We start from the raw sequence: 20,482 nt of genomic DNA, 5'->3' as shown, positions 1-20,482 counted from the left end.
TGTGAAGCAAATCACCGCCTCTCTGCCGTTCGAATTGCCAAGCCGTGCCAAGATCTTGAGCACAGTGGAAACGCTCGTCATCGGCACCGCGGGAGGCCTCGCGTTTCTGCTCGCGGGCCTTCCCGGCGGATTGATCTCGGGCTCGATGATCGCGGTCGGGATCGCTGCGATCGCCGGACGCCAATTGTCGCTGCCGCCGATCCTGACTCAGACCGTGCTGGTGCTGCTCGGCATTTCGTTAGGGTCAGTCGTCTCGCGCCATCTGCTTCAACAGGTCGGTGCCTATCCGCTCACCATCGGCCTGCTTGCGCTCGCGACCTTCTGTTCGACCTTCGGCTCGAGCTATTATCTTCAGTGCGTCCACGGCTGGGACCGCACCTCGGCCTTCCTCGCCGGCAGCCCCGGCGCGCTGTCGCAGATCACGATTTTGGCGGTCGAGCGCGGCGCCGATTTGCCGGGCATCGCGGTGGTGCAGACCATGCGCGTCATCATCCTCACCGCGGCGCTGCCGATGGTGCTGGCGTTCGCCGGCGTCGCGCCCTCCGTCGCGCCTTCCTTGACGACGACGATCGCCTCGCCGCTCGACCTCGTCGAGTTGGTCGCGGCCTCGCTGGCCGCGGCGCTCCTGCTGCGGCTGATCAGGTTTCCGGCGAGCTGGATGTTCGGCGCGATGATCGGCTCAAGCGTGCTGCATGGCGCCGGCTGGGTCGAGGGCGGTCTGCCGGACTGGGTACGCGGCGTGGCGCTGGTCGGCATCGGCGCCCTGATCGGCAGCCGCTTCGCGCGGATGCGGATCAAGACGCTCGCCGGCCACATCAATGCGGCACTGGGTTCGTTTACTGTCGCCATCGCCGTCTCCGCGATCTTCGTCGGCATCGTGGCGCTCACCACACAGGTAAAATTCTCCGACGTGGTGGTCGCCTACGCACCGGGCGCGATGGACGCCATGCTGGCGCTGGCCCTGACGCTGCACATCGACCCGATCTTTGTCGGCGCACATCACCTCTCGCGTTTCGTCTTCGTGACGATCGCGACGCCGGGCATCGTGCACCTGTTCGGCCGCACGCAGGACGATGTGGATGATTAGCTAGCGCTTCGCCGTCCGCACAAATCCCCACGCGGCGATCGCCGCCATCAACAACGAGATCAGCAAATTGTAGCCGGCGAGCGAGAGGCCGAGGAAGCGCCACTGCACCTCATCGCAGCGGACCACCTTCACGGTGTCGAGCCGCGACAGCAGATCGGTGGCGCTGCCGAGATTGACGACCGGACCGGAGCAGTCGGTCGGTCCTTTCCAGAAGCCCCATTCGACGCCGGAATGATAGGCGCCGAGCCAGGCATTGGCGAGGCTCGCCAGCGCAAGGATCGCAAGGCCCGCAAGCAACAGCGGTCTCGGCGCACCGCCCCGCACCGCGAGTGCGATGAGCAGGCCCAGCGGGATCGCAAGGTAATAGGCGTAGCGCTGCTCCAGGCAGAGCGGACAGGGCACGATCCCGAGCACCAGCTGGAAGAACCAGGCGCCCGCGATGGTCGCGGCTGCAATCAGCGTGATCGCGAGCGAAGCGGCCAGCGCCGGGTTCGTGGCCGCCGGTTTGAACGCAGATATTGCGGCACTCTGGGTCGTCACGGCAGCCTCTTTCGGATGGACGCTGACTTTAAGCCTCTAACCCCGCCCCATGCGGCTGTCGAGAACGGCGGGATCACTTTGGCGCGGGTTGACCCCGTCCGGTCCATGGCTATAGTCCGCCGGCTTCGCGACGCCCTGTTTGGGGCTGACCGAGGGCCCCTGTGGCGGAACTGGTAGACGCGCTCGACTCAAAATCGAGTTCCGCAAGGAGTGCTGGTTCGATTCCGGCCAGGGGCACCAGCCTTCGCGGCTACGGCTTGGCAAGCCAGGCTAAATCCTATCCATGCGAAGCAGCGAAGGCTGTCCCGCCGAAGCCTTGGCGGAGGCGGACTGGGTCAACGAGTCCAGTCACTCCCCCTCCACTAGCCATCGTCACATCCCCACTGTATAAGCCGGTAGCTTCTTCACTTGACCGAAGAGGCTCACATGAACGACCTGCACGCGTGGCTTTCGCAACAGCACCACGGCCTGCGAACCTTCCGTATCTTTCAGCAAAAGCTCGAAACGCTCGGCCGGGACGATCCTTCCCAGCGCGGGCTGTGCCGCATGTTGAGCGGCCTTGTCGACAATTATGTCGAGGCCTTTGACGAGGCCCCGCTGCCGGTCGAAATCGCCGATGGCGCGTATCACCGCCTGCTCACACTGGTTGAGGGCATCGACCTTCAGGGCGATGCCGACCGCCGGCTCGCCGACATCAACCGCGTGGCGGAGACTCGGATCTGGCAGTAAGGCGGAAATGCCGCTCCCCGCAGGCGTTCGACTTCGTCCGGCCAGTGCCTATATCGTGTGGCAACGCGTACTGATGCAGCGAGCAGCTTCAATGGCCAGGAGACGCACGACGGAAGCGGACGCCGACGACCTCCCCCGCTTCTTCGTCTGGGTCCGGGGCCTCGAAGGCCCCGAGCCGCAAAAATGGATGGCGATGGATTTCGGCGTCCGCGACTGGAAGCGGCCGCTGGTGCTGGCGTATCTGGAGCTGCCGGAGGGCGAGCGACACTTGCCGTTGTCGGCGCTGGCCCGGCGATATCCGGCGCCGCGGGGAGAGGCTTCGTAGAGATGCCTTTCGGGATACGCTCAGGAGAGATTTCGAGGGTGTCCTCCCGTAAGTCAACCCATCTGTGGCCTACCTCACTTCCCCCGTGCCGCCGTCGGCGTCAGGCCGAACCTCCGGCGGAAGCAGCGGTTGAAATAAGACAGGTCGTTGAAGCCACAGGCGAAGGCGATGTCGCTGATGCGGTCTTCGCGATGGGCGAGAAGATCGGCGGCGTTGCGCAGGCGCAGCTCGTTGAGGCGCGTGGTGAAGCTGGCGCCGGCCTCGAACAGCAGCTCGTTGACGTAGCGTTCGGAGAGGCCGGCAGCGGCGGCGAGTCTTTGCGCGGAAAAGTCCGGCTCGTGGAAGCGCGCCTCGAGGATCGACAACACGGCTTTCAGCCGCACGGCGCGCAGGCCCCCGCGTCGCGCGGCGACGGCGACATCGCTGCGGGCGCCGAGACCGATCGCGGCGAGATCGAGCAGATGGGCGGCGATCGCCATGTCGGCTTCGTCGACGGCTGCGGGATAGCGAAGCAGCAGATCGCTGTAGTCCATCGCCAGCGTCAGCGCGCCGCCGGGTTCGAGTTCACAGCCGACGAGATCGTCCACGTTGGCGACCATCGCGCGCAGCGTGTCGACCGGCAGATGCACGTTGGTGAAGCGCTTGTGGCTCGCGCCGTCGGCGGCGAAGAACGGCTCGTCCAGCTTGAGCAGCACCATCGATCCCGGCCGCATGGTGAATTCGCGGCCGCGATGGACCACCCGCGAAGGACGATCGCCGGTGTTGCGGGCGAGGCAAAAGCGGTCGTCGCCGGTCTCAAGCACCTGGCGCTTTTCGCGCCGGACCGTGACGAAGCTGCCGTCGCAGCGTCCGAGCATGGTGGTGCCGATATGAATCGAGTTCATCGTGGCGCGAAACGGCACGTCGGACGCCGGATCGAGCTCGCCGGTGTTGGAGAAATGCTCGAACAACTCGGCGAAGCGGATGAAGCGCTGCCGGTCGGACAGGTCCCGCGGCAACATGTCGGTCGAAAGCGTCTTCCGGATGACGGACATCGAAAGACCTTCCAAAAGGACGTTTGGGAAAAGCTCATGCACGGAAGCGTGCCGAAGCCTGGCAGGTCTAAAATGAACGCCTGCCAAACACCGGTAAGCGCAGGCTATCAGCACGCCAACGTGAAGCAAGCTGCGCCGGTCAGTCCAAGCCGCGCCGCCGTCGGCGCCGGACAGTCCAAGACGGCTCGCACAAGCGGGCCCTATTCAGGCGGCGGGTACGACTTCCCGGCACATAAGGGACCGCATCCGGGCAAACGGGCGGCCCCAGCCTGACGCCCGCTGGAGGAGACGACGACATGCGAATCTCTCTACCCCGCAGCCTCGTGCTCGGCGGCGCCATCGCGACCAGCCTCTGCATCGGTTACGCGCTGGGCGCGCAGCCGCACATGGACGAAGCCATCGCGATCCTGCAATCGGCGCGCGTCGAGCTCGGCAAGGCCGAGCCGAACAAGGGCGGCCATCGCGAGAAGGCGATCGGGCTGATCGACCAGGCCATCGCCGAAGTGCGTGCCGGCAGTGCGTTCGCCGCCGGCCATTGAAGCAGCGTCATTCGGGAGGACAAGACATGATGCGAACAATGTTTGCCGCAGCTCTCGCGCTCGGCGCGATCACAGGCTCTGCTCAGGCCATGCCGCTCGCCCCGCTCGGTGCGAGCGCGAATGGCGACGTCATCGCAGTCGCCGGCGGCTGCGGCGCCGGCTGGCACCGCGGTCCCAATGGCGGCTGCCTCAGGAACTATGCCAACCCGGCCGCGCATGCTTGCCCGCGCGGCTACCATATCGGCCCCGGCGGCGCGTGCCGTGGCAATGGCCGGTAAAGGCTGAACACTCCGCCTCTCCCCGTTCGCCGGGGCCCCTGCCGCGACGGCGCGTTCCTGCTTGCTACCTCAGCGGGATCGTGTGCAGAATGCACCTGCATTTTCACGACGCAATTATTGCATCCGTTAATTGACTCCGGGGAGTGCTGCCCGGCTCGGGCCTGAAGCGCGTCCCCGTCGAATTGCCGGAGGGGCTCATGCCACACCATGATGGTGCGCCGAACGCCGATTCTGCCGGACCGGAACACGCGCATATCGAGATGCATGTCGGCGGAACCACCACCGCCATCCCGCCGAAGCGCAAGCTGGTGCTGTTCGCCGACGGCACCGGCAATGCGTTCACCACCCAGGAATCCAGCGTCTGGCGTCTCTACGAAGCGCTCGACCACACCCAGCCGGACCAGATTGCCTACTACATCAAGGGCGTCGGCACAGCCGGCTGGGCGCCGCTCGCCGCGCTCGACGGCGCCACGGGCATCGGCGTGCCCGGCAACGTCCGCAAGCTGTACCGCTTCCTGTGCTGGAATTGGCGAGAGGGCGACGAGATCTACATCTTCGGCTTCAGCCGCGGCGCCTTCACCGCGCGCACCCTGGCATCGCTGATCGCGAGCCAGGGCCTGGTGCCGGCGGAAATCGGCGGCACGCCGGTGTCGCATGAGGAGATGGAGCGCAACGCCATGGCCGCGTGGCGGGAATACCGTCGCGATACCGTGCCGTTGAAGAAGAGCCTGCCGACGATCTGGATCGCGCGCTTCATCCGCGATGTCCTGCTCTATCTCTATCATGCGATCTGCCGGCACCGCTCCTACGCCGATGTCCGCTCGGCGATGAACGGCCGCAAAGAGATCGACATCGAATTTCTCGGGCTGTTCGACACGGTCGAGGCTTTCGGCGTCCCGATCGAGGAGCTACGGGTCGCGATCGACTGGGCGATCTGGCCGATCTCGTTCCGCAATCACCGGCCTTCGCGCAAGGTGAAGCACATCTCGCATGCGCTGGCGCTGGACGACGAGCGAACCACCTTCCATCCGCTGCGGATCGACCAGAGCCATTTGGCGCCCGACCAGACGGTCGAGGAGGTGTGGTTCACCGGCGTGCATTCCGACATCGGCGGCGGCTATCCGGAATCCACGCTATCCTTCGTGCCGCTGGTCTGGATGGCCGATCAGCTCGACGGACGGCTCCGCTTCCAGGACGGCGAGATCGAACACTTTAGGAAATACCAATCGGCGACCGGACCGAAGCACGATTCGCGCAGCGGCGCTGCCGTGCTCTACCGCTACGGGCCGCGCCCGATCCTCGCTGGTCAGGTCAATGGCGGGCTGCCGGTGGTGCACTTCGCCGTCATCGAACGCATGCTGTTCGGCTGCGACGACTACGCGCCGATCATGCTGCCGGCGGACGCGCTGGTGCTGACGCCCGATAGCAGCAAGCTGAACCTCGTCGAGGACGGCACGCGCGAGGCCATGAAACAGGCCTATCTGGCGAAGGCCCAAGACCCGCGGCGCGAGACGGAGGCCGAAGCCTTCACCCGCATGAACACGCCCAGTGCCGAAATGGCCAGGCTCACCCGCGACACCGTGTGGTGGCGGCGCGTCGCCTATTTCTCGCTGCTGTTCATGGTCGGTGTAATCGCGGTCTGGCCGTGGATCGCCCGCAGCCTGATCGGGGTGTCGAAGGACAATGGTCTGCAAGGCACAATGTTGCTGCACGCCATCGCCACCATCGATTGGCTCGTTGGCGCCGTGCTGGGGCCGCTGGCCAATCTTGTCAGGAATGTCCTGCCATCCTATGCGGCGCCGTGGCTCGACATCACGCTGTACTATCCGTTCGCGACCTCGATCGTCCTCGTCATCACCTACCTGATCTGGCGCAGGAACACGGTGCTCCGCGACACCATCCAGGAACGCGCGCGGCTGGCCTGGAGCAGGCCACACCGCATGGCAAGCCAGCGGCATCTCGACGAGCCCGGCTTGCTGCTCCGCTTCGCCCGATGGATGCGGCTGAATGCGGGACCGGCGCGCCTTCTCTTCACCAAGCTCGTGCTGCCCGGCATCTTTCTGTTCATCATCTTCTACTCGGCCCTGCTCATTGGGGCGACCAGCGTCTTCACCGCCCGCACCGCGACCGGAAATATCTGCACGACTCCGGGGTCAGAGGCCGGCACGCCGGTGCTCGACGAACCGATCCATGCGCGCGGCCGCTTCGCGACGAAGGAGTTTTGCTGGTGGAGCGGCCTTTCGGTCGAGAAAGGCCGCTCATACCGCGTCTGGGTCGAGATCGAGGATCCCTGGTTCGACCGGACCATCTTGAGCGGCACAAATGGCTTCAAGACCTATTTCACGGCTCACTACCTCGCCCTGCCGACGCTCCGTCAGTTCGGCGCCGCCTGGTTCCAGCCCGTCGTGCGCGTCGGTACGAAGGGAATGAGCGACGTTCCGCTGAAGGCCGTCTACGTCATGCCGGCCGACGAATTGCCGCGCCGGATGAATCCGACCATTCCGGTCGAGGACGATGCGGATCAGACCAAAGGCAGGTATCCGACCCAGCTCGACAAGACGAAAGGGTTCGCGGCACTTCCCGACGACGATCCGTTCAAGCTCTCAGTGCGCAAGCTCGGGCCCTTCGAGCCGGTGCCGAATGATCCGACCGCGCGCGCGATCTGGGACGAACAGAAGCTGTCGGGACGGCTGGTCGCGGAATTCGTCGCGCCCGATGCCGGCGATCTGTTCTTCTACGTCAACGACGCCGTCCAGATTTATCCGACGCTGCTCCCGGCCGCATTGCGCCCGGCGAAGCTCGACGTTGTCCTGGGGCCCTATGAGCAGTTCTACAAGAACAATGCCGGCACCGCGCGCATTGTCGTGCAGCGACTGCCGAGTCCGCCCATGCCGCAGGATAAACCGGCCGCGACGAAGCCGTAGACACCGCGTCGCGGATGCCAAGTGGTCGCCGTGCGCCCCCATGATTATGGGTGTCGCGGTGTCCGCGCCGCGGCTAGGCTTGGGCTCTCGCCGCGGGGGACACGCGGTGCAGGACGATAATCATGACCGAACAGGGCGAGACGGGTGAAGCCATCACCATCCTCCTCGTCGAGGACGACGCGCCGACTTGCTGGCAGCTCCAGCACTCGGCTCCTGGCGCGAGCGCGCGACCGCGCAATTGCGCTCGCACGAGATCGCGCTCGACTGGCAGGTGGGACGCCGCGCGCTGCGGGGCGACACTCAATCTCAGTCCGGATTCCTCAGGCACGCGCGTGCGGCTGCAATTGCCGCAGATTTTTCCCGACAGCGATGCTGCCAACGGCTGAAATGCCCCCCTCCGAACGTGTGGGACGCGCGGAGAGAGGGACGGGCCGGATAATTTGCCTGCGGAGGACGGGGGGTTCGTCCGCAAGGCTCCTTCGCCCGAACTCTTTCGTCGTTCTCAGCGCACGCCGACGCGATTGACCGGACCACCGCGATTCATCGGCGTGCCCGCGCGCACGCCGACACCGGGCGCACCGACACCCGGCGTCGCCACCACGACCGCGGCGGCCGGCGCAACCACCACCGCTGCTGTCGGCCGCACCACGCAGCCCTTGGGTATGCCGACCGTCTTGCAATAGACCACGGCTTGCGCCGGGCTCGTGCCCAGCGACACCATCGCCGCACCTGTCAGCGCCAAAATCGTCAGCCCGGCGCTCAGCGCTCCCGCTCTTTCCGACATCTTGCTCTCCTGCTTCCCGTTCGGCGTCCCGATGCAATCACCGGGTCTCGCAGCCAACGTGCAGCCTGAATGGCAAAAGACAGCGCGCGGATACATGCCATGAAAATGGGGGTACGGCGTGCGGGCGGGCGGGCCGATGCCATGAACATGGCATGGACCAGCGCGCGGCCTTCGCGAGATGGTCCGGCTCGCTTGATCCCAGGCGAGACCAACGACATTCTCAAAGAGGTGTTTTATGAAATTTTCGATTCTTACCGCGCTGCTGCTCGCCACCACCGCCCTGCCCGCCGCTGCGCAATCCGGTCCGACCCCGCAGGAGCAGATGGCCTGCCGCAGCGATGCCGGCAAATTCTGCGCCGAACACATCGGCAAGCCGCCGCAGATGAATGCCTGCCTGCGCGAGAACAAGTCGAAGCTTTCGGATGGCTGCCGCAAGGTCGTGGATTCCCACGGCGGGTGAGCACTTGCGTCCACCGCACAAATCTCGCCGGCGCTATTGGGTCAGGCCGTAGACGTCGATGCGCCCGTCATAGGTCGGGCGATAGATGCGGCCTTTCCAGACGATCGGACGATTGAACTTGGGATGCGTGAAGGCGTGCTCGGGTCCCCAGTTCTCGCTGTCCCAGATCACCTGGAGCCGCCTGGAGCCGTCGGGATTGGTGGCGAAATTCTGCGCGTCGTAGATCAGGAAGCGGCCCGGACTGAGCAACATGTTGCTGTCCTGATAGGGCACCATCGCCACGATGATGCCATCAGCGCCGTTGTTGGCGGCAAGCGTGATGCTCCAGCCGGGCATGCCGCCCGGCGGACGCGGCGATTGCGGCGAGGCGATCTCATTGCCACCGGCGAGATAGGCCGTGGTCCCGTCGGCTGCGATCGACCACGCCCGCAAGGCGCTGTTCTCGCCGCCGACAAAATGCATCGTGCCGTGGACGGCGGACTGAAACAACAACGGCGTGCCATGCAGGTGCCGCGTCGCGCCGCCCGGAAACAGGTTCAGCTCCATCGGTGACGCCGGCGCCGGCGGCACGCCAGGATCGAAATACGTGTACAGGATCGGCGGCATATGAAGCTTGTCGTAGTTCGCCGCAAAATGGCCGGCCGCAAGATCGCCCGGTTGCGTGTCGCCAAGCGCATTGGCATTGCCGGGTAGAGGACTCCATCCTTGCCCGCTGCCAGCACGGCATGGGCGGAAGCGACATAGACCGGACCGCCGGAACCGAAATCCTGGTCGCTCCACATCGACTCGTTCATCGCCTCCATGTGATGCGCCACGATCGGCGCGATCTGCGCATCGGTTGCACTGCGACCTGACGTGACCGCGGCATGCGGCATCTCGCGCGCATGAAGAGGCTTGAGCGGCATTCCCATGCGCCTGGCATGCGCAATCACGGAAGGCAGGGATACGTTGGACGGCAACGCCGCCTCGTCATCGTCGTCCGCGGCCGCTGCGACCGCGGCGGCGCCGACCCGGTTAGCGTCGGTCCATGGCGCCCACCACGACGTGACCTCGAAATGCGCGTGGTGTCCCGTGCGCAAGGCGAGCCGCACGATGCTCTCGCCGAAATCACCATGTTGCGGCGAGAACGCCCCGTTGCCGGTGATGACATAGATCGAACCGTCGGGAGCAACGGCAGGTCCCGCCCCGCTCTGCCACAATCCGCCGCCGGCGCCGGTGACGGTGGAGCACCATGTGGCAGCGAGCCGCCAGGCATGGACGTCCACCGCAATCAACCAACCACGCGCCGTCTTCGACGTCTCCGCGATCGTGCCGAAGGGAATCAACACGTGGTTCTGCGTCAGCGTCAAGGCGCTGCGCTGCTTGCGTTGCGCCGAGACGAATTTCTGCACCGGCAAGCCGCTCGGCGGCGTGTAGACCGCGCCCTCGAGATTCAAGAGCCCGTGCACCTTCGAGCCGTCGCGAATCCGCAGCGCTGCGAGAAAGTGCTGCCCCTTGGCGACGCTGCCGTCGTTGCTGATCCAAACGCAGGCATAGAGAATACCTGCGCCTTCATCGATCACGGGCGTCGAGAGAATGCCCCAACGGACGTTGGTCATGTGGCCGTCGATCGCCCTCGTTCCGACGATCGGACGTCCGAGATTCGTCGCCCAGATCTGGTGGCCGGTCACAGCGTCGAATGCATAGACCCAGTTGCCCATGCTGGCCTGGAAGATCAAATCGCGGGTCTTGCCATCGGCCATGCGCACGCCGCCGACCGCCAGCGGCTGCGCCTCGAGCCTTGGATCGTCGGGAATCCGAAGGCTGAAGAGTTTGACGATGCCCTTCGTGCGGACGGCGGTCGCCGTCAGCACCGTTTCCGAATTGTTCGCACCGGTACGGGCGTGATCGTAGCTGCGGGTCGTGACGGAAGTGGGCATGGTTAGCCCCCGAATGCCAAAACGCTTCCAGCGACAAGCAGACAGGCCCCGGCGAACGACCGTCCGCTTTCGGGACTCGCGTTGAACCAACCGGACGCCACGGCTCCGCACGAAAATCCGAGGCCAGCCATCGCGGCGCTCGACAGCGCCACAAGGCCGACATGGTCCGGCGCGTGCGACACGATATTGTCGATCGCAAGCAGGGGCGGCAGGACGTAGACCCAGCCCGCCGCCTGTATCAGGCGATGTGCGATCGGAAGACGCAGGACCAACAACGCGCCACACGAGATCAGCGCGACCGCGGCAAGACCGCCTTCGGCGGGCACACCGACACCGAGCGCAGAGCCTAGTGCGTCACAAACGCCGAACATCAGAATCAGAGGCAGCACATGCCATCGCGGAACGATGAATGCGAGCGCGAAGGCCACGATGAGGCTATCGGCGGACGTCCACAACAGATGCACTGACATGGAAACCATGACGCGGCCTCTGGCTGGCTACGTCAATCATGCATTGAACGGAGATCGTCTGGAAGTTGAAAGTGGAGGCAAGCGCCTCCCCAGAACGAACCGCCGCTCACGATCGCGTGCGCGGCGGCGAACAGGGCGGTGTCAGGCGCTAATCGTCGTCGGCGCCGAACATCCTGATCTGCGGGAAGCCACTGCCCGGACGGATCACGACGTCCCGAGTGCTGGAATCTTCACGAACGTTGCGCGCGACATCGTCCCAATCGGTCTGATCGCGCATGCCGCGTTGCTCGCGGGGGTCGTAACGACGGCGCTCGGCCCAACGCTCGCGGCGATCCATCCGGCGCCGTTCGGACGTGGCACGCTTCACGTCAGAATCCCTGGCCTTGGCATTGGCATTGTCCTTGGCGTTGTCAGATGAAGAGGACGGCACCGTCGAAGTCTGCTGCTCGGCGGGTTTTACGACTTGCGGAGGCGAAGCGGCTGCCGGCTTGAATTGCTCCTTGGGCGGCTCGACTGCGGCTGCTTGCGAGGGATGCGGCGCGGGCGATTCAGCGTTTGCCTGGGTAGTCTGCGTCTCGGATTTGACCTCAGGCTTTGCTTCGTCCTGCGCCTGCGCAGGCACGACGACTATCGCGCCGAAAGTTTTTGAGCCGGTGAGATATTGGACGCGCTCCGAGGGCGCACTCGTCGTTGTCGGTGCGGCGACTGGTTCAGCACGCTGCGCCATCTTGCCGGTATCCGGCCCCTGCTTGGGCGCGATTGGGTGCATGATATTGCCGGCGACGATGCCGCCGCCGAGACCAATCGCCATGGCGGCGACGATCGTTCCGGCACCGACGAAATAAGCTATCGAGGCGCGCATCGATCCACTCCCTCTTTGGACCGGGTAACGCCTTGGGATTGCCCGATGTTCCAGAAGCGAGCGCGCGGTTCCCTAACCCATGCGTCAGATTTGCTGCGCGACCTTCTCGAGCCCGATGATGCGGGCGAGCTTGCGCACTTCCTCTTTCTGGTCGTCACGCAGCTGGAACAGCAGCGGCATCGCGGCCGACTTCAACTGCTGGACCTCGTCGCAATTGGGATCGATCGGCACGCCCTGCACGTTCGGATTGGACAGCTTGTTTGCCGAGATCTTGCGGACAACGTTGCGCAGCGCTGTCTCGACCGAAGGCCAGTAATATTCCTGCGACGACGACAATTTCAGACGGTCCCGGATGCCCGAGATCTGCACGTCGGAAAGCAGCGAATAGGATTTCTGCGGCTGCGGCTTGGCCACGACCTTCGGCTTGGCCGGGACTTCGACGGCCGGAACCTCTGAAGCGGCCGGAGCCTCGTTCACGTTCGCCTTGGGCATCGGGAAATCGGACGGCGTGGCGGCAGCGAACGCCTGGCGCAGCGGCTCGGCCAGCACGGGCATTTGCGAGAGCTTGTCGGCTGGAACCTGAACCGGGTCGATTGCGGCCGAAGCCAGCGCCAGCGTCGGAACCAGACGGTCGGCCTTGGCAGCCCGGTTGGTTGCAAGCGGCTTAGGCGGCGTTTGCGAGATCATCTCAGCGCTGACGCTTGGCACGCTGTCACGGCCAAGAATGGCAGTGGTGGCGGCGCCGAGGACGAGGAAGCAGGTCAGCACGACGATGGTGATGGCTTTCGACAAACGTCTCTCCGCGTCCGACTTCAAGTCCACGTGATCACTGCTTGGAAACTGGGCGATAATTAAGGCTTAACCGAGCCATTGCGGCGGCAATCGCGCAGACTGCGGCGACATCGCCCGAAAAACTCAAGAAGATCAGGCAGCTAGCGCCAGATCGTAAGCGTCCTGGATGTCGGCCACGATCTCCGAGGCCTCCCAGACGCCGCGCGGCTCGACCGATTGCAACGTCACCGTCCAATTGCCGCCCCGGCGGGTGCGGGGGACACTGACAATGTCGAAGCGCACACTGCGGCACAGCGGATGGCGGGCCAGCGCATGGGCTACGCGAACGCGAATTTCGTCCAGCGAAGCCGCCGTCTTGGCGTTGAGATAGTCGAAGTCCATCGCCTGTCCCTCTCGGTCCTGATTGGCGCCGTGAGAGGGATTCTTGCCGGGCGTTGGTTAATCTGCCGTTAAGTGAGGGGCTTCGAAGGAGCGCTCGATTAACTGTGATGGGGACAACGGGCCCTGCCGGCCTCCGCAGTTTTACGGGGAGAGGCGGTCACCCCGCCTCTCGATACTCGGCGACCGTCCGCGCGACGAGATCGTCGACCGCCATCACGTCGGTCACGCCCGATATCGAATGCCCGCCGCTCCAGATATCGCGCCAGCGCTTTGGGCGGCTCTCGCGTGCGTTGACGTCGATGTCCTTGCCGATGTCGATCGCGCCCCGCGCCGGCAGATCGTCGGGGTCGAGACCGGCTGCCACGATCGACGGCTTGAGCATGCTGGTCTGCAGGCCCGTGAACGCGGTGGTCAGCAGAATGTCGTCCGCGCTGCCGTCGACCAGCATTCGCTTGTGACGCTCGTCCGCCATGCTCTCGCGCGTCGCTATGAATTTTGTGCCCATGTAGCCAAGATCGCAGCCGAGCACTTCGGCCGCATGCAGCGCGCGGCCGTCGCTGATGCCGCCCGCGAGAACGACGATGCCATCGTAGAATGCGCGCACTGCCCGGACGAAGGCAAACGGGTTGAGCCAGCCGGTCTGCCCGCCGGCGCCCGCGGCGAGCAGTACGAGCCCGTCGGCGCCGGCCTCCGCCGCGCGCTGGGCGTGGCGGATCGAGGCCACGTCCGCCAGCACCAGCGCGCCAGCTTCATGCAGCGGCTTCAACACCGGCTCGGGCGATCCAACGGAGGTAATGACGATCTCCGGCTTGTGGCGCAGCAGCACAGTGAGATCCTGCTCCAGCCGAGCGTTGGAGCGATGCACGATCGGGTTCGGGCAGAGTGGCGCGGCCCTGCGGCCGGTTTGATCCTCGTGATGGCGCAGCCGCGTCTCAATTTCGGTGAGCCACGCCTCAAGCTGTTCCGCGCTACGGCAGTTCACAGTAGGGAAGCTGCCGATCACACCGTTACGGCAGGCCGCGACCATGAGCTCGACGCCCGACACCAGAAACATCGGCGCCGCGATCAAAGGCAGACTGAGACGATCGCGAAAGCGTTGCAGTCGATCGGACGTCACAAACCTCCCTGTCACTCTTGCCTCCTTGCGCGGGCTTTGTCGTTCCATCCCGCATTCCCTGTGCTAGCCTTGCGCGCAACATTGGCACGTCAAACGCCGATGACAAAGCAATGAGGAAACATATGTCCGATCCGCTCCACGCATCGTCTCCGGCTTGTGCGCAGACGCTACGGGCACTGTCGCGCTATCCTGGCCGCACCGCTTTCGCCTGGCCCGGCGGATCGCTGACCTATCAGGGCACAATCGACCTGATCGGACGGATCCAGAGCGTATTCATGCGCCTTGGATTGCAGCCCGGCGCGCGTGTCGCTCTCCTCACCGCCAATCGCGCCGACACCTGGTGCGCCGGTGTCGCCGCGCAATTGTCCAGGCTCTGCATCACCTGGCTGCATCCTCTGGGGTCGCGAGGAGACCAGCTCTTCCAGCTCGAGGATTCCGGGGCCGAGATGCTGGTGGTCGATGCGGCCTCCTTCCGCGAGCGCGGCGGCGAGCTCGCCACACAGGCGGGGCAGCTCAAGGCGGTCTTCACCATGGGACCGGCCGACTATGGCGTCGACCTGTTGCAGGCGATCGAGATCGAAGGCCACGCCACCGCGCTGTGCCTCGCCGGCGCCGACGATCTCGCGACGCTGAACTACACCGGCGGGACGACCGGAAAATCCAAGGGCGCGCTGCGCTATCATCGCGAGAACAGCGGGGCGGCAGGTGCGATCCTCGCCGACTTCGAAATTCCAGAGGCGGCGCGCTATCTGACGGTCGCTCCGATCAGCCATGTCGCGGGCACAAAGGTGCTGCCGACCCTGATGCGCGGCGGCACCGTCCACATGCTGAAGGGTTTTGATCCCGAGGCGGTACTGGCCACCATCGCGCGCGAGCGGATCAATTTCACATTGTTCGTGCCCACCATGATCTACGTGCTGCTCGATCATCCCGCGCTGGGCAAGACCGACCTCTCCTCGCTCGAGCTTGTGCTCTATGGCGCCTCCGCGATGTCGCCGAGCCGGCTGATCGAAGGGATCGAGCGCATCGGGCCGGTGTTTTCGCAGCTCTACGGCCAGACCGAATGCTATCCCGTCTCGGTGCTGCGCAAGGCAGATCACAATCCCAAGACGCCGGAGCTGTTCCTGTCCTGCGGTTTCCCGATCGCGGCTTGCGAGGTCGAGATCCTCGACGACAACGACCAGGAGGTGAAGACGGGCGAAGCCGGCGAGATCTGCGTGCGCGCTCCACATGTCATGGCGGAGTACTGGAAGCGGCCGGACATCACCGCCGAAACGCTGAAGAACGGCTGGGTGCATACCGGCGACATCGCGCGCAAGGACGATCGCGGCTACATGTTCATCCTCGACCGCAAGAAGGACATGATCGTCTCTGGCGGTTTCAACATCTTTCCACGCGAGGTCGAGGACGTCCTGTCGCAGCATGCGGACGTGGCGATGGTCGCGGTCGTCGGTATTCCCGACGAGAAATGGGGCGAAGCCGTCACCGCCGTCGTCGTCCTGCGCGAGGGCGCAAAACCTGATGCCGATGAGCTGATCAATCTGGTGAAGACGCGAAAGGGCTCGGCGCATGCGCCGAAGCAGATCCAGTTCGTGAAGCAACTGCCGATGACCGGAGTCGGCAAGGTCGACAAGAAAGTACTGCGCGCGAGCTTTTGGGGCGGACGGGACCGGATGGTGGGATAGACACCCCGGAATTCTACGGTGTCGTTGTGGCCCCGGCACCACAACGCGCAACGGAGTGAGTGCCGGCGATGCCCACGCAATTGCGCGCGAATCAGGGAATCAACTAGACCGCTAGCGGGGCTGGGAAGCGGAGTGTGAAATGAGAGTCGCTTCCCTGGAAAGTGCGTTGGCCGCGGTCACGTTGATCACGGCCATCATCGTGGTGCTGTGGGAGATCAAGATCTTCTACGGCGTGTGAACAGGCAGGATGCCGCGCCGAACAAGAGACCTTCGAACAGGAGGCTCGCGGCCAGGCATCCCTTCCGCGGCGGCGGAAGCCTGCCGTTCAACCGGCCAAGGGAGCGATCGCGGCGCTCGCCGTCAAGCTCACCGCTTCTCGATCACCAGGCTTTGCACCGCGCGGCCGAAATAGCCCTGCCGGTCGGCGAGCCGCGACATCGCAAGCCCGGCGCCGTCAGGACCGATCCAGGAGTCGCCGTCGAGCAGGATCCATTCGCCGATCGGCTGGCGCGAAAAGCTGACGGTGAGGTCGGCGTTGATGTAGGTCCAGGCGCGGAAGTCGAGCGTCGAGGCGGTGCCGTTGGAGAAATCGGCGGCGACCACGGCGCGCATCGCCTGCGAGAGCGCTTCGCCTGCGATCAGGGGATGGTCGACCCGAAACCAGATCGCGCCCGCGCCGGCTTGGCCGAAGCGGCCGCGCGCGGCGCGCATCGAGACCGAACGTACGAACGGGCTGGTGGCGGCATGACCGTCCTCGACCAGCGAGTCCTCGGGCGACGGCAATTCGACCGGCAGCGCCTTGACGTCGTCGGGGAGCGCCAGCGCCTGGCGCTTGATCTTGAGCACGGTCGCGCCGACGACCTGCACGCCGTCGGCGAGCAGCTTGACCCCGCAGAGCTGGATCTTGCGGCCCTCGCGCAAGATCTCGGTCGCAATCGTGAGCGGCGCCACCGGCACGGGGCGCATCAGATCGATGGTGACGCGCGCGATGTCCATCGTTACAGGCGTCGGAATGCGCTCAGCCGCCCATGTCACCAGCGAGGCCGGCGCCGAACCGTGCTGCATACGCTGGTCCCACGGGCCCGCGGCGTCCGGGCTGGTGACGACGCTGTTGCCGTCGACGCGGTAAATGGGGGTCATGTCGTACTCGATCTCGGGTGGCGTTCCCCGGACGCAGCGTAGCGCTCTTGCGGTGCGCTGCTGATCCGGGGGCCAGTTGTCGTGGCGATGGGTCCCGGCTCTGCGGCGCGGCACCATAGCGCGTCGAAGACGCGCGTGAACGCGCTTATGACGCCGCACCGGGACCGGGACACCACAGCGATCACAACGGCGGATCGACCGCTTCGTCGTATTCCTTCTTGAATCGCGCGATCATTTCGGCGGCGGGCACGATGCCGTCGATGCTGCCGACACCCTGGCCCGAACCCCAGATTTCCTTCCAGGCTTTTGGCTTGGCGCGCTCGCCGGAGGCGTCGGTGCCGAAGTTCATCTTGGAGGGATCGGAGGTCGGCAGGTTTTCCGGATCCATGCCGGCGGCGAGAATCGACGGCTTCAGATAGTTGCCGTGCACGCCGGTGAAGAGGTTGGAATAGACGATGTCGTCGGCGTTCGCGCCCGCGATCATCTCCTTGTACGTCTCGACCGCATTGGCTTCCTTGGTGGCAATGAAGGCCGAGCCGATATAGGCAAAGTCGGCGCCCAGGATGCGCGCAGCGCGGATCGCCTTGCCGTTGCCGATGGCGCCTGACAGCGCGATCGGGCCGTCGAACCATTTTCGCGTCTCGGCAACGAAAGCCAACGGCGAGATCGTGCCGGCATGGCCGCCGGCGCCGGCCGCGACCAGGATCAGGCCGTCGGCGCCCTTCTCGATCGCCTTGTGCGCGAATTTCTGGTTGATCACGTCGTGGAAGACGATGCCGCCCCAGCCGTGCACGGCCTGATTGAGCTCTTCGCGAGCACCGAGCGACGAAATGACCATCGGCACCTTGTACTTGGCGCAGAGCTGCATGTCGTGATCGAGCCGGTTGTTCGATTTGTGCACGATCTGGTTGACCGCGAACGGCGCCGACGGCTTGTCGGGATGGGCGCGGTCATAGGCCGCGAGCTCTTCGGTGATCCGCGCCAGCCACTCGTCGAGCAGTTCCGGCGGCCGCGCGTTCAGCGACGGAAACGATCCGACCACACCCGCCTTGCACTGCGCGATCACAAGATCGGGCACCGAGATGATGAAGAGCGGCGAACCGATCACGGGGATCGACAGGCGTCCCTTGAACAAGGCAGGCATGGACATTGCGAGAAGGTCCTCTGTTGGCGGTCAAATGGAAGTTGGGGGCCATACCAACAAGGCAATCTTTCCACTGTCAAGTATTGCGTTCTGACGCCGTGGCGGACGCCGTTACCGCAATTCCAAGCTACGGAATTCGCTGCGGGACGACGACATCACGCAATCAGATCCGGATTGATCAGCCGCTCGAATGAGAACATCTCGTCCCATGTCTCCTGCGTCAGCAGCTTGCGCTCGACCACGACGATCTGGTGCAGCGATTTGCCGCTCTTGTAGCCCTCGCGCGCGATCTCGGCGCATTGCTTGTAGCCGAGCAGCGGCTTCAGCACGGTGACGATGCCGAGCGAATTGAGCACCATGTTGCGGGTGTGCTCTTCGTTGGCAGTGATGCCCACGACGCAATTCTCGCGCAGGCTGTTGACCGCGCGCTCCATGGTACGGATCGAGAAGAACAGCGCGAACGAGATCACCGGCTCCATCACGTTGAGCTGGAGCTGGCCGGCGGACGCTGCGAGCGTCACCGTGGTGTCGAGCCCGATGACGAGGAAGCTGGTCTGGTTGACGACCTCGGGGATCACCGGATTGACCTTGCCGGGCATGATCGAGGAGCCCGGCTGAAGCTGCGGCAGGTTGATCTCGTTGAAGCCCGCACGCGGCCCCGAGGCGAGCAAGCGGATGTCGTTGCAGATTTTTGTCAGTTTGCTCGCGGTGCGTTTGAGCACACCGGAGAGCTGCACATAGGCGCCGGTATCCGACGTCGCCTCGACGAGGTCGCCGGCGAGGATGAAGTCGATGCCGGTGAGCGCGCTCAGGTGCCGGACCGCAAGTTTTGGATAGCCATGCGCCGCGGTGACGGAGGTGCCGATCGCAGTGGCGCCGAGATTGACCTCGCGCAGCAACGCGCGCGCCTCCGAGATGCGATCGACCTCCTCGCCCATCGTGGTGCCCCATCCGCGGAATTCGGCGCCGAGCGACATCGGCACCGCGTCCTGCAAATGTGTGCGGCCCATCTTCAGCACGCGCTCGAACTCCCGGCCCTTGGCGAAGAACGCCTCCTGGAGCTGGCGTAACGCGGTCATGTAGCTCTCGAGGCGCAAGATCAGCGCCAGCCGAAAGGCAGTCGGATAGGTGTCGTTGGTCGACTGGCCGTAATTGACGTGATCGTTGGGGCTGACATGCTGATAGTCGCCCTTGGCAAAGCCGAGCGATTCCAGCGCGAGATTGGCGATCACCTCGTTGGCGTTCATGTTGGTGGAGGTGCCGGCGCCGCCCTGGATGAAGTCGGTGACGAACTGGTCCATCATGTCGCCGGCGATGACGCGGTCGCAGCCCACGATGATGGCTTCCGCGACTTTGGTGTCCACCGCGCCGAGATCGCGATTGGCCATAGCCGCAGCCTTCTTCACGTAACCGAGCGCCTTCACGAAGTAAGGCTCCTGGTTCATCGGAATGCCGGTGATGTGGAAGTTCTCCTTCCCGCGGATGGTCTGGACGCCGTAATAGATGTCGTCGGCGATCTCACGCTGTCCGAGGAAGTCCTGCTCCGTACGGCTCATGGGCGCTCCTTGCTTGCTCGCGCGACGTCCTCAGTTCCGGCACAGCGCGCTGGTGACGAAGGTATCAGTGCGGCAGTCGTCCGGCTTGCGTTGCCTGCCCGGGATCAGAACCTTGGCCGAGCATTTCTCCGCGGAATCGGCATTCAGGCTCTTGCCTTCCGTGTAGCCCTTGCTCTGGCAGAGTTTGTCGGCGGCGAGCTTGCAGTCGGGCGCGCCGTTCGACGAGGCCGGACAGGCCACGCGTCCCGACACCATGCTCGACGGCTTCGCCAGGCGCGACAAATCGTTGATGGTCTCGCTCGGGCTTTTGATCGGCGGCAGGATCGAGGGCAGCTTGTCGAACAGCTTGCCCATTTCGTTGATCAGCCCGGGATTGTCCTCACGCGCCGGCGGTGACGAAGGAGCTGATGTCGAGGGCGGCGGCGCGGCCTGCGGTCCTTGCTCCTGCAAGCCGAGCGCTGGCGGCGCGGATTGCGGCCATCCGGTACCGCCAGCAGCCAGCAGGAGCGAAAGCACCGCAAATATCAGCGTCCCCGGTCGCAGGACCGGAATGCCGGATCGAAGCATCATGACGGCAACCGTAGCCGAACCTGGCGCGGCCGCAAAGCGCCTCGGGCTAGGGTCTGTTGGGATTCAGGATTCTCATCGGGGCTTGGTTGTGATTCAAGCTTGGGATGGACCGATTCGTTTTGACTGACGCCCAATGGGCGAAGATG

Annotated in this window: 22 protein-coding genes, 1 tRNA gene and 1 pseudogene; 10 read left to right on the top strand and 14 right to left on the bottom strand. The window is 64.8% G+C overall.

What is annotated here, in order from left to right; genetic code table 11:
* Position 1 precedes the first annotated feature (1 nt).
* Positions 2-1,087 (top strand): AbrB family transcriptional regulator, encoded by a 1,086-nt coding sequence (locus tag IVA74_RS03365; RefSeq protein ID WP_247339851.1) that lies wholly within the window; start codon positions 2-4, stop codon positions 1,085-1,087.
* On the opposite strand, the gene IVA74_RS03360 is transcribed toward IVA74_RS03365, so the two are convergent.
* Positions 1,088-1,627, bottom strand: coding sequence for a disulfide bond formation protein B (locus IVA74_RS03360; protein WP_247339850.1), 540 nt, complete (start codon positions 1,625-1,627; stop codon positions 1,088-1,090).
* 155 nt (positions 1,628-1,782) lie between these two features.
* Between IVA74_RS03360 and IVA74_RS03355 the strand changes: the two genes are divergently transcribed.
* From IVA74_RS03355 to IVA74_RS03345, 3 genes are all read left to right on the top strand, one after another.
* Positions 1,783-1,867: transfer RNA gene (locus IVA74_RS03355), tRNA-Leu, on the top strand.
* 186 nt (positions 1,868-2,053) lie between these two features.
* A complete protein-coding gene (locus IVA74_RS03350) occupies positions 2,054-2,356 on the top strand; it encodes a hypothetical protein (RefSeq protein ID WP_247339849.1) in 303 nt (100 codons plus the stop codon).
* A 91-nt stretch (positions 2,357-2,447) separates the two neighbouring features.
* The gene (locus IVA74_RS03345) at positions 2,448-2,681 is read left to right on the top strand and encodes a hypothetical protein (RefSeq protein ID WP_247339847.1); all 234 of its coding nucleotides are present in this window, start codon (positions 2,448-2,450) and stop codon (positions 2,679-2,681) included.
* Positions 2,682-2,755: 74 nt separating this feature from the next.
* On the opposite strand, the gene IVA74_RS03340 is transcribed toward IVA74_RS03345, so the two are convergent.
* Positions 2,756-3,715: a helix-turn-helix transcriptional regulator gene (locus IVA74_RS03340; RefSeq protein WP_247339845.1), complete on the bottom strand. Its 960-nt coding sequence runs from the start codon at positions 3,713-3,715 to the stop codon at positions 2,756-2,758.
* A gap of 296 nt (positions 3,716-4,011) precedes the next feature.
* Here IVA74_RS03340 and IVA74_RS03335 point away from each other — a divergent pair, with 296 nt between their 5' ends.
* From IVA74_RS03335 to IVA74_RS03320, 4 genes and pseudogenes are all read left to right on the top strand, one after another.
* Complete coding sequence (locus IVA74_RS03335; RefSeq protein ID WP_247339843.1) at positions 4,012-4,254, top strand: hypothetical protein; 243 nt, start codon at positions 4,012-4,014, stop codon at positions 4,252-4,254.
* 29 nt (positions 4,255-4,283) lie between these two features.
* Positions 4,284-4,532, top strand: a complete 249-nt coding sequence (locus tag IVA74_RS03330; RefSeq protein ID WP_247339986.1) for a hypothetical protein — start codon at positions 4,284-4,286, stop codon at positions 4,530-4,532.
* Positions 4,533-4,729: 197 nt separating this feature from the next.
* Positions 4,730-7,456, top strand: a complete 2,727-nt coding sequence (locus IVA74_RS03325) for a DUF2235 domain-containing protein (protein WP_247339841.1) — start codon at positions 4,730-4,732, stop codon at positions 7,454-7,456.
* Between the two features lie 122 nt (positions 7,457-7,578).
* A pseudogene (locus tag IVA74_RS03320) lies at positions 7,579-7,656 on the top strand (DNA-binding response regulator); the annotation flags it as partial.
* A gap of 302 nt (positions 7,657-7,958) precedes the next feature.
* Here IVA74_RS03320 and IVA74_RS03315 read toward each other — a convergent pair.
* Positions 7,959-8,240, bottom strand: coding sequence for a hypothetical protein (locus IVA74_RS03315; RefSeq protein ID WP_247339839.1), 282 nt, complete (start codon positions 8,238-8,240; stop codon positions 7,959-7,961).
* A gap of 235 nt (positions 8,241-8,475) precedes the next feature.
* Between IVA74_RS03315 and IVA74_RS03310 the strand changes: the two genes are divergently transcribed.
* Positions 8,476-8,700, top strand: a complete 225-nt coding sequence (locus IVA74_RS03310) for a cysteine rich repeat-containing protein (RefSeq protein ID WP_247339837.1) — start codon at positions 8,476-8,478, stop codon at positions 8,698-8,700.
* A 33-nt stretch (positions 8,701-8,733) separates the two neighbouring features.
* On the opposite strand, the gene IVA74_RS03305 is transcribed toward IVA74_RS03310, so the two are convergent.
* The 7 genes from IVA74_RS03305 to IVA74_RS03275 all read right to left on the bottom strand — a co-directional run bounded on the left by IVA74_RS03305 (position 8,734) and on the right by IVA74_RS03275 (position 14,241).
* A complete protein-coding gene (locus IVA74_RS03305) occupies positions 8,734-9,306 on the bottom strand; it encodes a hypothetical protein (protein WP_247339833.1) in 573 nt (190 codons plus the stop codon).
* Positions 9,237-10,619, bottom strand: coding sequence for a hypothetical protein (locus IVA74_RS03300; RefSeq protein ID WP_247339830.1), 1,383 nt, complete (start codon positions 10,617-10,619; stop codon positions 9,237-9,239). The genes IVA74_RS03305 and IVA74_RS03300 overlap by 70 nt, the downstream gene beginning before the upstream one ends.
* 2 nt (positions 10,620-10,621) lie before the next feature.
* Positions 10,622-11,047 carry a hypothetical protein gene (locus IVA74_RS03295; RefSeq protein ID WP_247339828.1) on the bottom strand — a complete coding sequence of 142 codons (426 nt, stop codon included), beginning with the start codon at positions 11,045-11,047 and terminating at the stop codon, positions 10,622-10,624.
* Positions 11,048-11,237: 190 nt separating this feature from the next.
* Positions 11,238-11,951 carry a hypothetical protein gene (locus IVA74_RS03290; RefSeq protein ID WP_247339827.1) on the bottom strand — a complete coding sequence of 238 codons (714 nt, stop codon included), beginning with the start codon at positions 11,949-11,951 and terminating at the stop codon, positions 11,238-11,240.
* Between the two features lie 84 nt (positions 11,952-12,035).
* The gene (locus IVA74_RS03285; RefSeq protein WP_247339826.1) at positions 12,036-12,743 is read right to left on the bottom strand and encodes a hypothetical protein; all 708 of its coding nucleotides are present in this window, start codon (positions 12,741-12,743) and stop codon (positions 12,036-12,038) included.
* Positions 12,744-12,875: 132 nt separating this feature from the next.
* On the bottom strand, positions 12,876-13,124 hold the full coding sequence (locus IVA74_RS03280) for a hypothetical protein (protein WP_247339825.1): 249 nt from the start codon (positions 13,122-13,124) through the stop codon (positions 12,876-12,878).
* Positions 13,125-13,281: 157 nt separating this feature from the next.
* On the bottom strand, positions 13,282-14,241 hold the full coding sequence (locus IVA74_RS03275) for a nitronate monooxygenase (protein ID WP_247339985.1): 960 nt from the start codon (positions 14,239-14,241) through the stop codon (positions 13,282-13,284).
* A 122-nt stretch (positions 14,242-14,363) separates the two neighbouring features.
* Here IVA74_RS03275 and IVA74_RS03270 point away from each other — a divergent pair, with 122 nt between their 5' ends.
* Entirely contained in the window at positions 14,364-15,926 is a 1,563-nt protein-coding gene (locus IVA74_RS03270; protein ID WP_247339824.1) for an AMP-binding protein, read from the top strand.
* Positions 15,927-16,292: 366 nt separating this feature from the next.
* Here IVA74_RS03270 and IVA74_RS03265 read toward each other — a convergent pair whose 3' ends face one another.
* The 4 genes from IVA74_RS03265 to IVA74_RS03250 form a co-directional block, all read right to left on the bottom strand.
* Complete coding sequence (locus tag IVA74_RS03265) at positions 16,293-17,066, bottom strand: thioesterase family protein (RefSeq protein ID WP_247339823.1); 774 nt, start codon at positions 17,064-17,066, stop codon at positions 16,293-16,295.
* Positions 17,067-17,247: 181 nt separating this feature from the next.
* Positions 17,248-18,216, bottom strand: coding sequence for a nitronate monooxygenase family protein (locus IVA74_RS03260; RefSeq protein ID WP_247339822.1), 969 nt, complete (start codon positions 18,214-18,216; stop codon positions 17,248-17,250).
* Between the two features lie 149 nt (positions 18,217-18,365).
* Positions 18,366-19,766: an aspartate ammonia-lyase gene (locus IVA74_RS03255; protein ID WP_247339821.1), complete on the bottom strand. Its 1,401-nt coding sequence runs from the start codon at positions 19,764-19,766 to the stop codon at positions 18,366-18,368.
* Between the two features lie 30 nt (positions 19,767-19,796).
* Positions 19,797-20,336, bottom strand: a complete 540-nt coding sequence (locus tag IVA74_RS03250) for a hypothetical protein (RefSeq protein WP_247339820.1) — start codon at positions 20,334-20,336, stop codon at positions 19,797-19,799.
* Positions 20,337-20,482 lie beyond the last annotated feature (146 nt).

The organism is Bradyrhizobium sp. 132, from assembly GCF_023074185.1.
Lineage (GTDB): Bacteria > Pseudomonadota > Alphaproteobacteria > Rhizobiales > Xanthobacteraceae > Bradyrhizobium.
The sequence above is the reverse complement of the archived record's forward strand: the minus strand, read 5'-3'. Positions and strand labels throughout refer to the sequence as shown.

Bases quoted from the DNA above. Each gene is read 5' to 3' on its own strand.
- IVA74_RS03350 (WP_247339849.1), top strand. From the start codon at position 2,054: ATGAACGACCTGCACGCGTGGCTTTCGCAACAGCACCACGGCCTGCGA.
- IVA74_RS03345 (WP_247339847.1), top strand. From the start codon at position 2,448: ATGGCCAGGAGACGCACGACGGAAGCGGACGCCGACGACCTCCCCCGC.
- IVA74_RS03340 (WP_247339845.1), bottom strand. From the start codon at position 3,715: ATGTCCGTCATCCGGAAGACGCTTTCGACCGACATGTTGCCGCGGGAC.
- IVA74_RS03335 (WP_247339843.1), top strand. From the start codon at position 4,012: ATGCGAATCTCTCTACCCCGCAGCCTCGTGCTCGGCGGCGCCATCGCG.
- IVA74_RS03330 (WP_247339986.1), top strand. From the start codon at position 4,284: ATGCGAACAATGTTTGCCGCAGCTCTCGCGCTCGGCGCGATCACAGGC.
- IVA74_RS03325 (WP_247339841.1), top strand. From the start codon at position 4,730: ATGCCACACCATGATGGTGCGCCGAACGCCGATTCTGCCGGACCGGAA.
- IVA74_RS03315 (WP_247339839.1), bottom strand. From the start codon at position 8,240: ATGTCGGAAAGAGCGGGAGCGCTGAGCGCCGGGCTGACGATTTTGGCG.
- IVA74_RS03310 (WP_247339837.1), top strand. From the start codon at position 8,476: ATGAAATTTTCGATTCTTACCGCGCTGCTGCTCGCCACCACCGCCCTG.
- IVA74_RS03305 (WP_247339833.1), bottom strand. From the start codon at position 9,306: ATGCCGCCGATCCTGTACACGTATTTCGATCCTGGCGTGCCGCCGGCG.
- IVA74_RS03300 (WP_247339830.1), bottom strand. From the start codon at position 10,619: ATGCCCACTTCCGTCACGACCCGCAGCTACGATCACGCCCGTACCGGT.
- IVA74_RS03290 (WP_247339827.1), bottom strand. From the start codon at position 11,951: ATGCGCGCCTCGATAGCTTATTTCGTCGGTGCCGGAACGATCGTCGCC.
- IVA74_RS03280 (WP_247339825.1), bottom strand. From the start codon at position 13,124: ATGGACTTCGACTATCTCAACGCCAAGACGGCGGCTTCGCTGGACGAA.
- IVA74_RS03270 (WP_247339824.1), top strand. From the start codon at position 14,364: ATGTCCGATCCGCTCCACGCATCGTCTCCGGCTTGTGCGCAGACGCTA.
- IVA74_RS03265 (WP_247339823.1), bottom strand. From the start codon at position 17,066: ATGACCCCCATTTACCGCGTCGACGGCAACAGCGTCGTCACCAGCCCG.
- IVA74_RS03260 (WP_247339822.1), bottom strand. From the start codon at position 18,216: ATGTCCATGCCTGCCTTGTTCAAGGGACGCCTGTCGATCCCCGTGATC.
- IVA74_RS03255 (WP_247339821.1), bottom strand. From the start codon at position 19,766: ATGAGCCGTACGGAGCAGGACTTCCTCGGACAGCGTGAGATCGCCGAC.
- IVA74_RS03250 (WP_247339820.1), bottom strand. From the start codon at position 20,336: ATGATGCTTCGATCCGGCATTCCGGTCCTGCGACCGGGGACGCTGATA.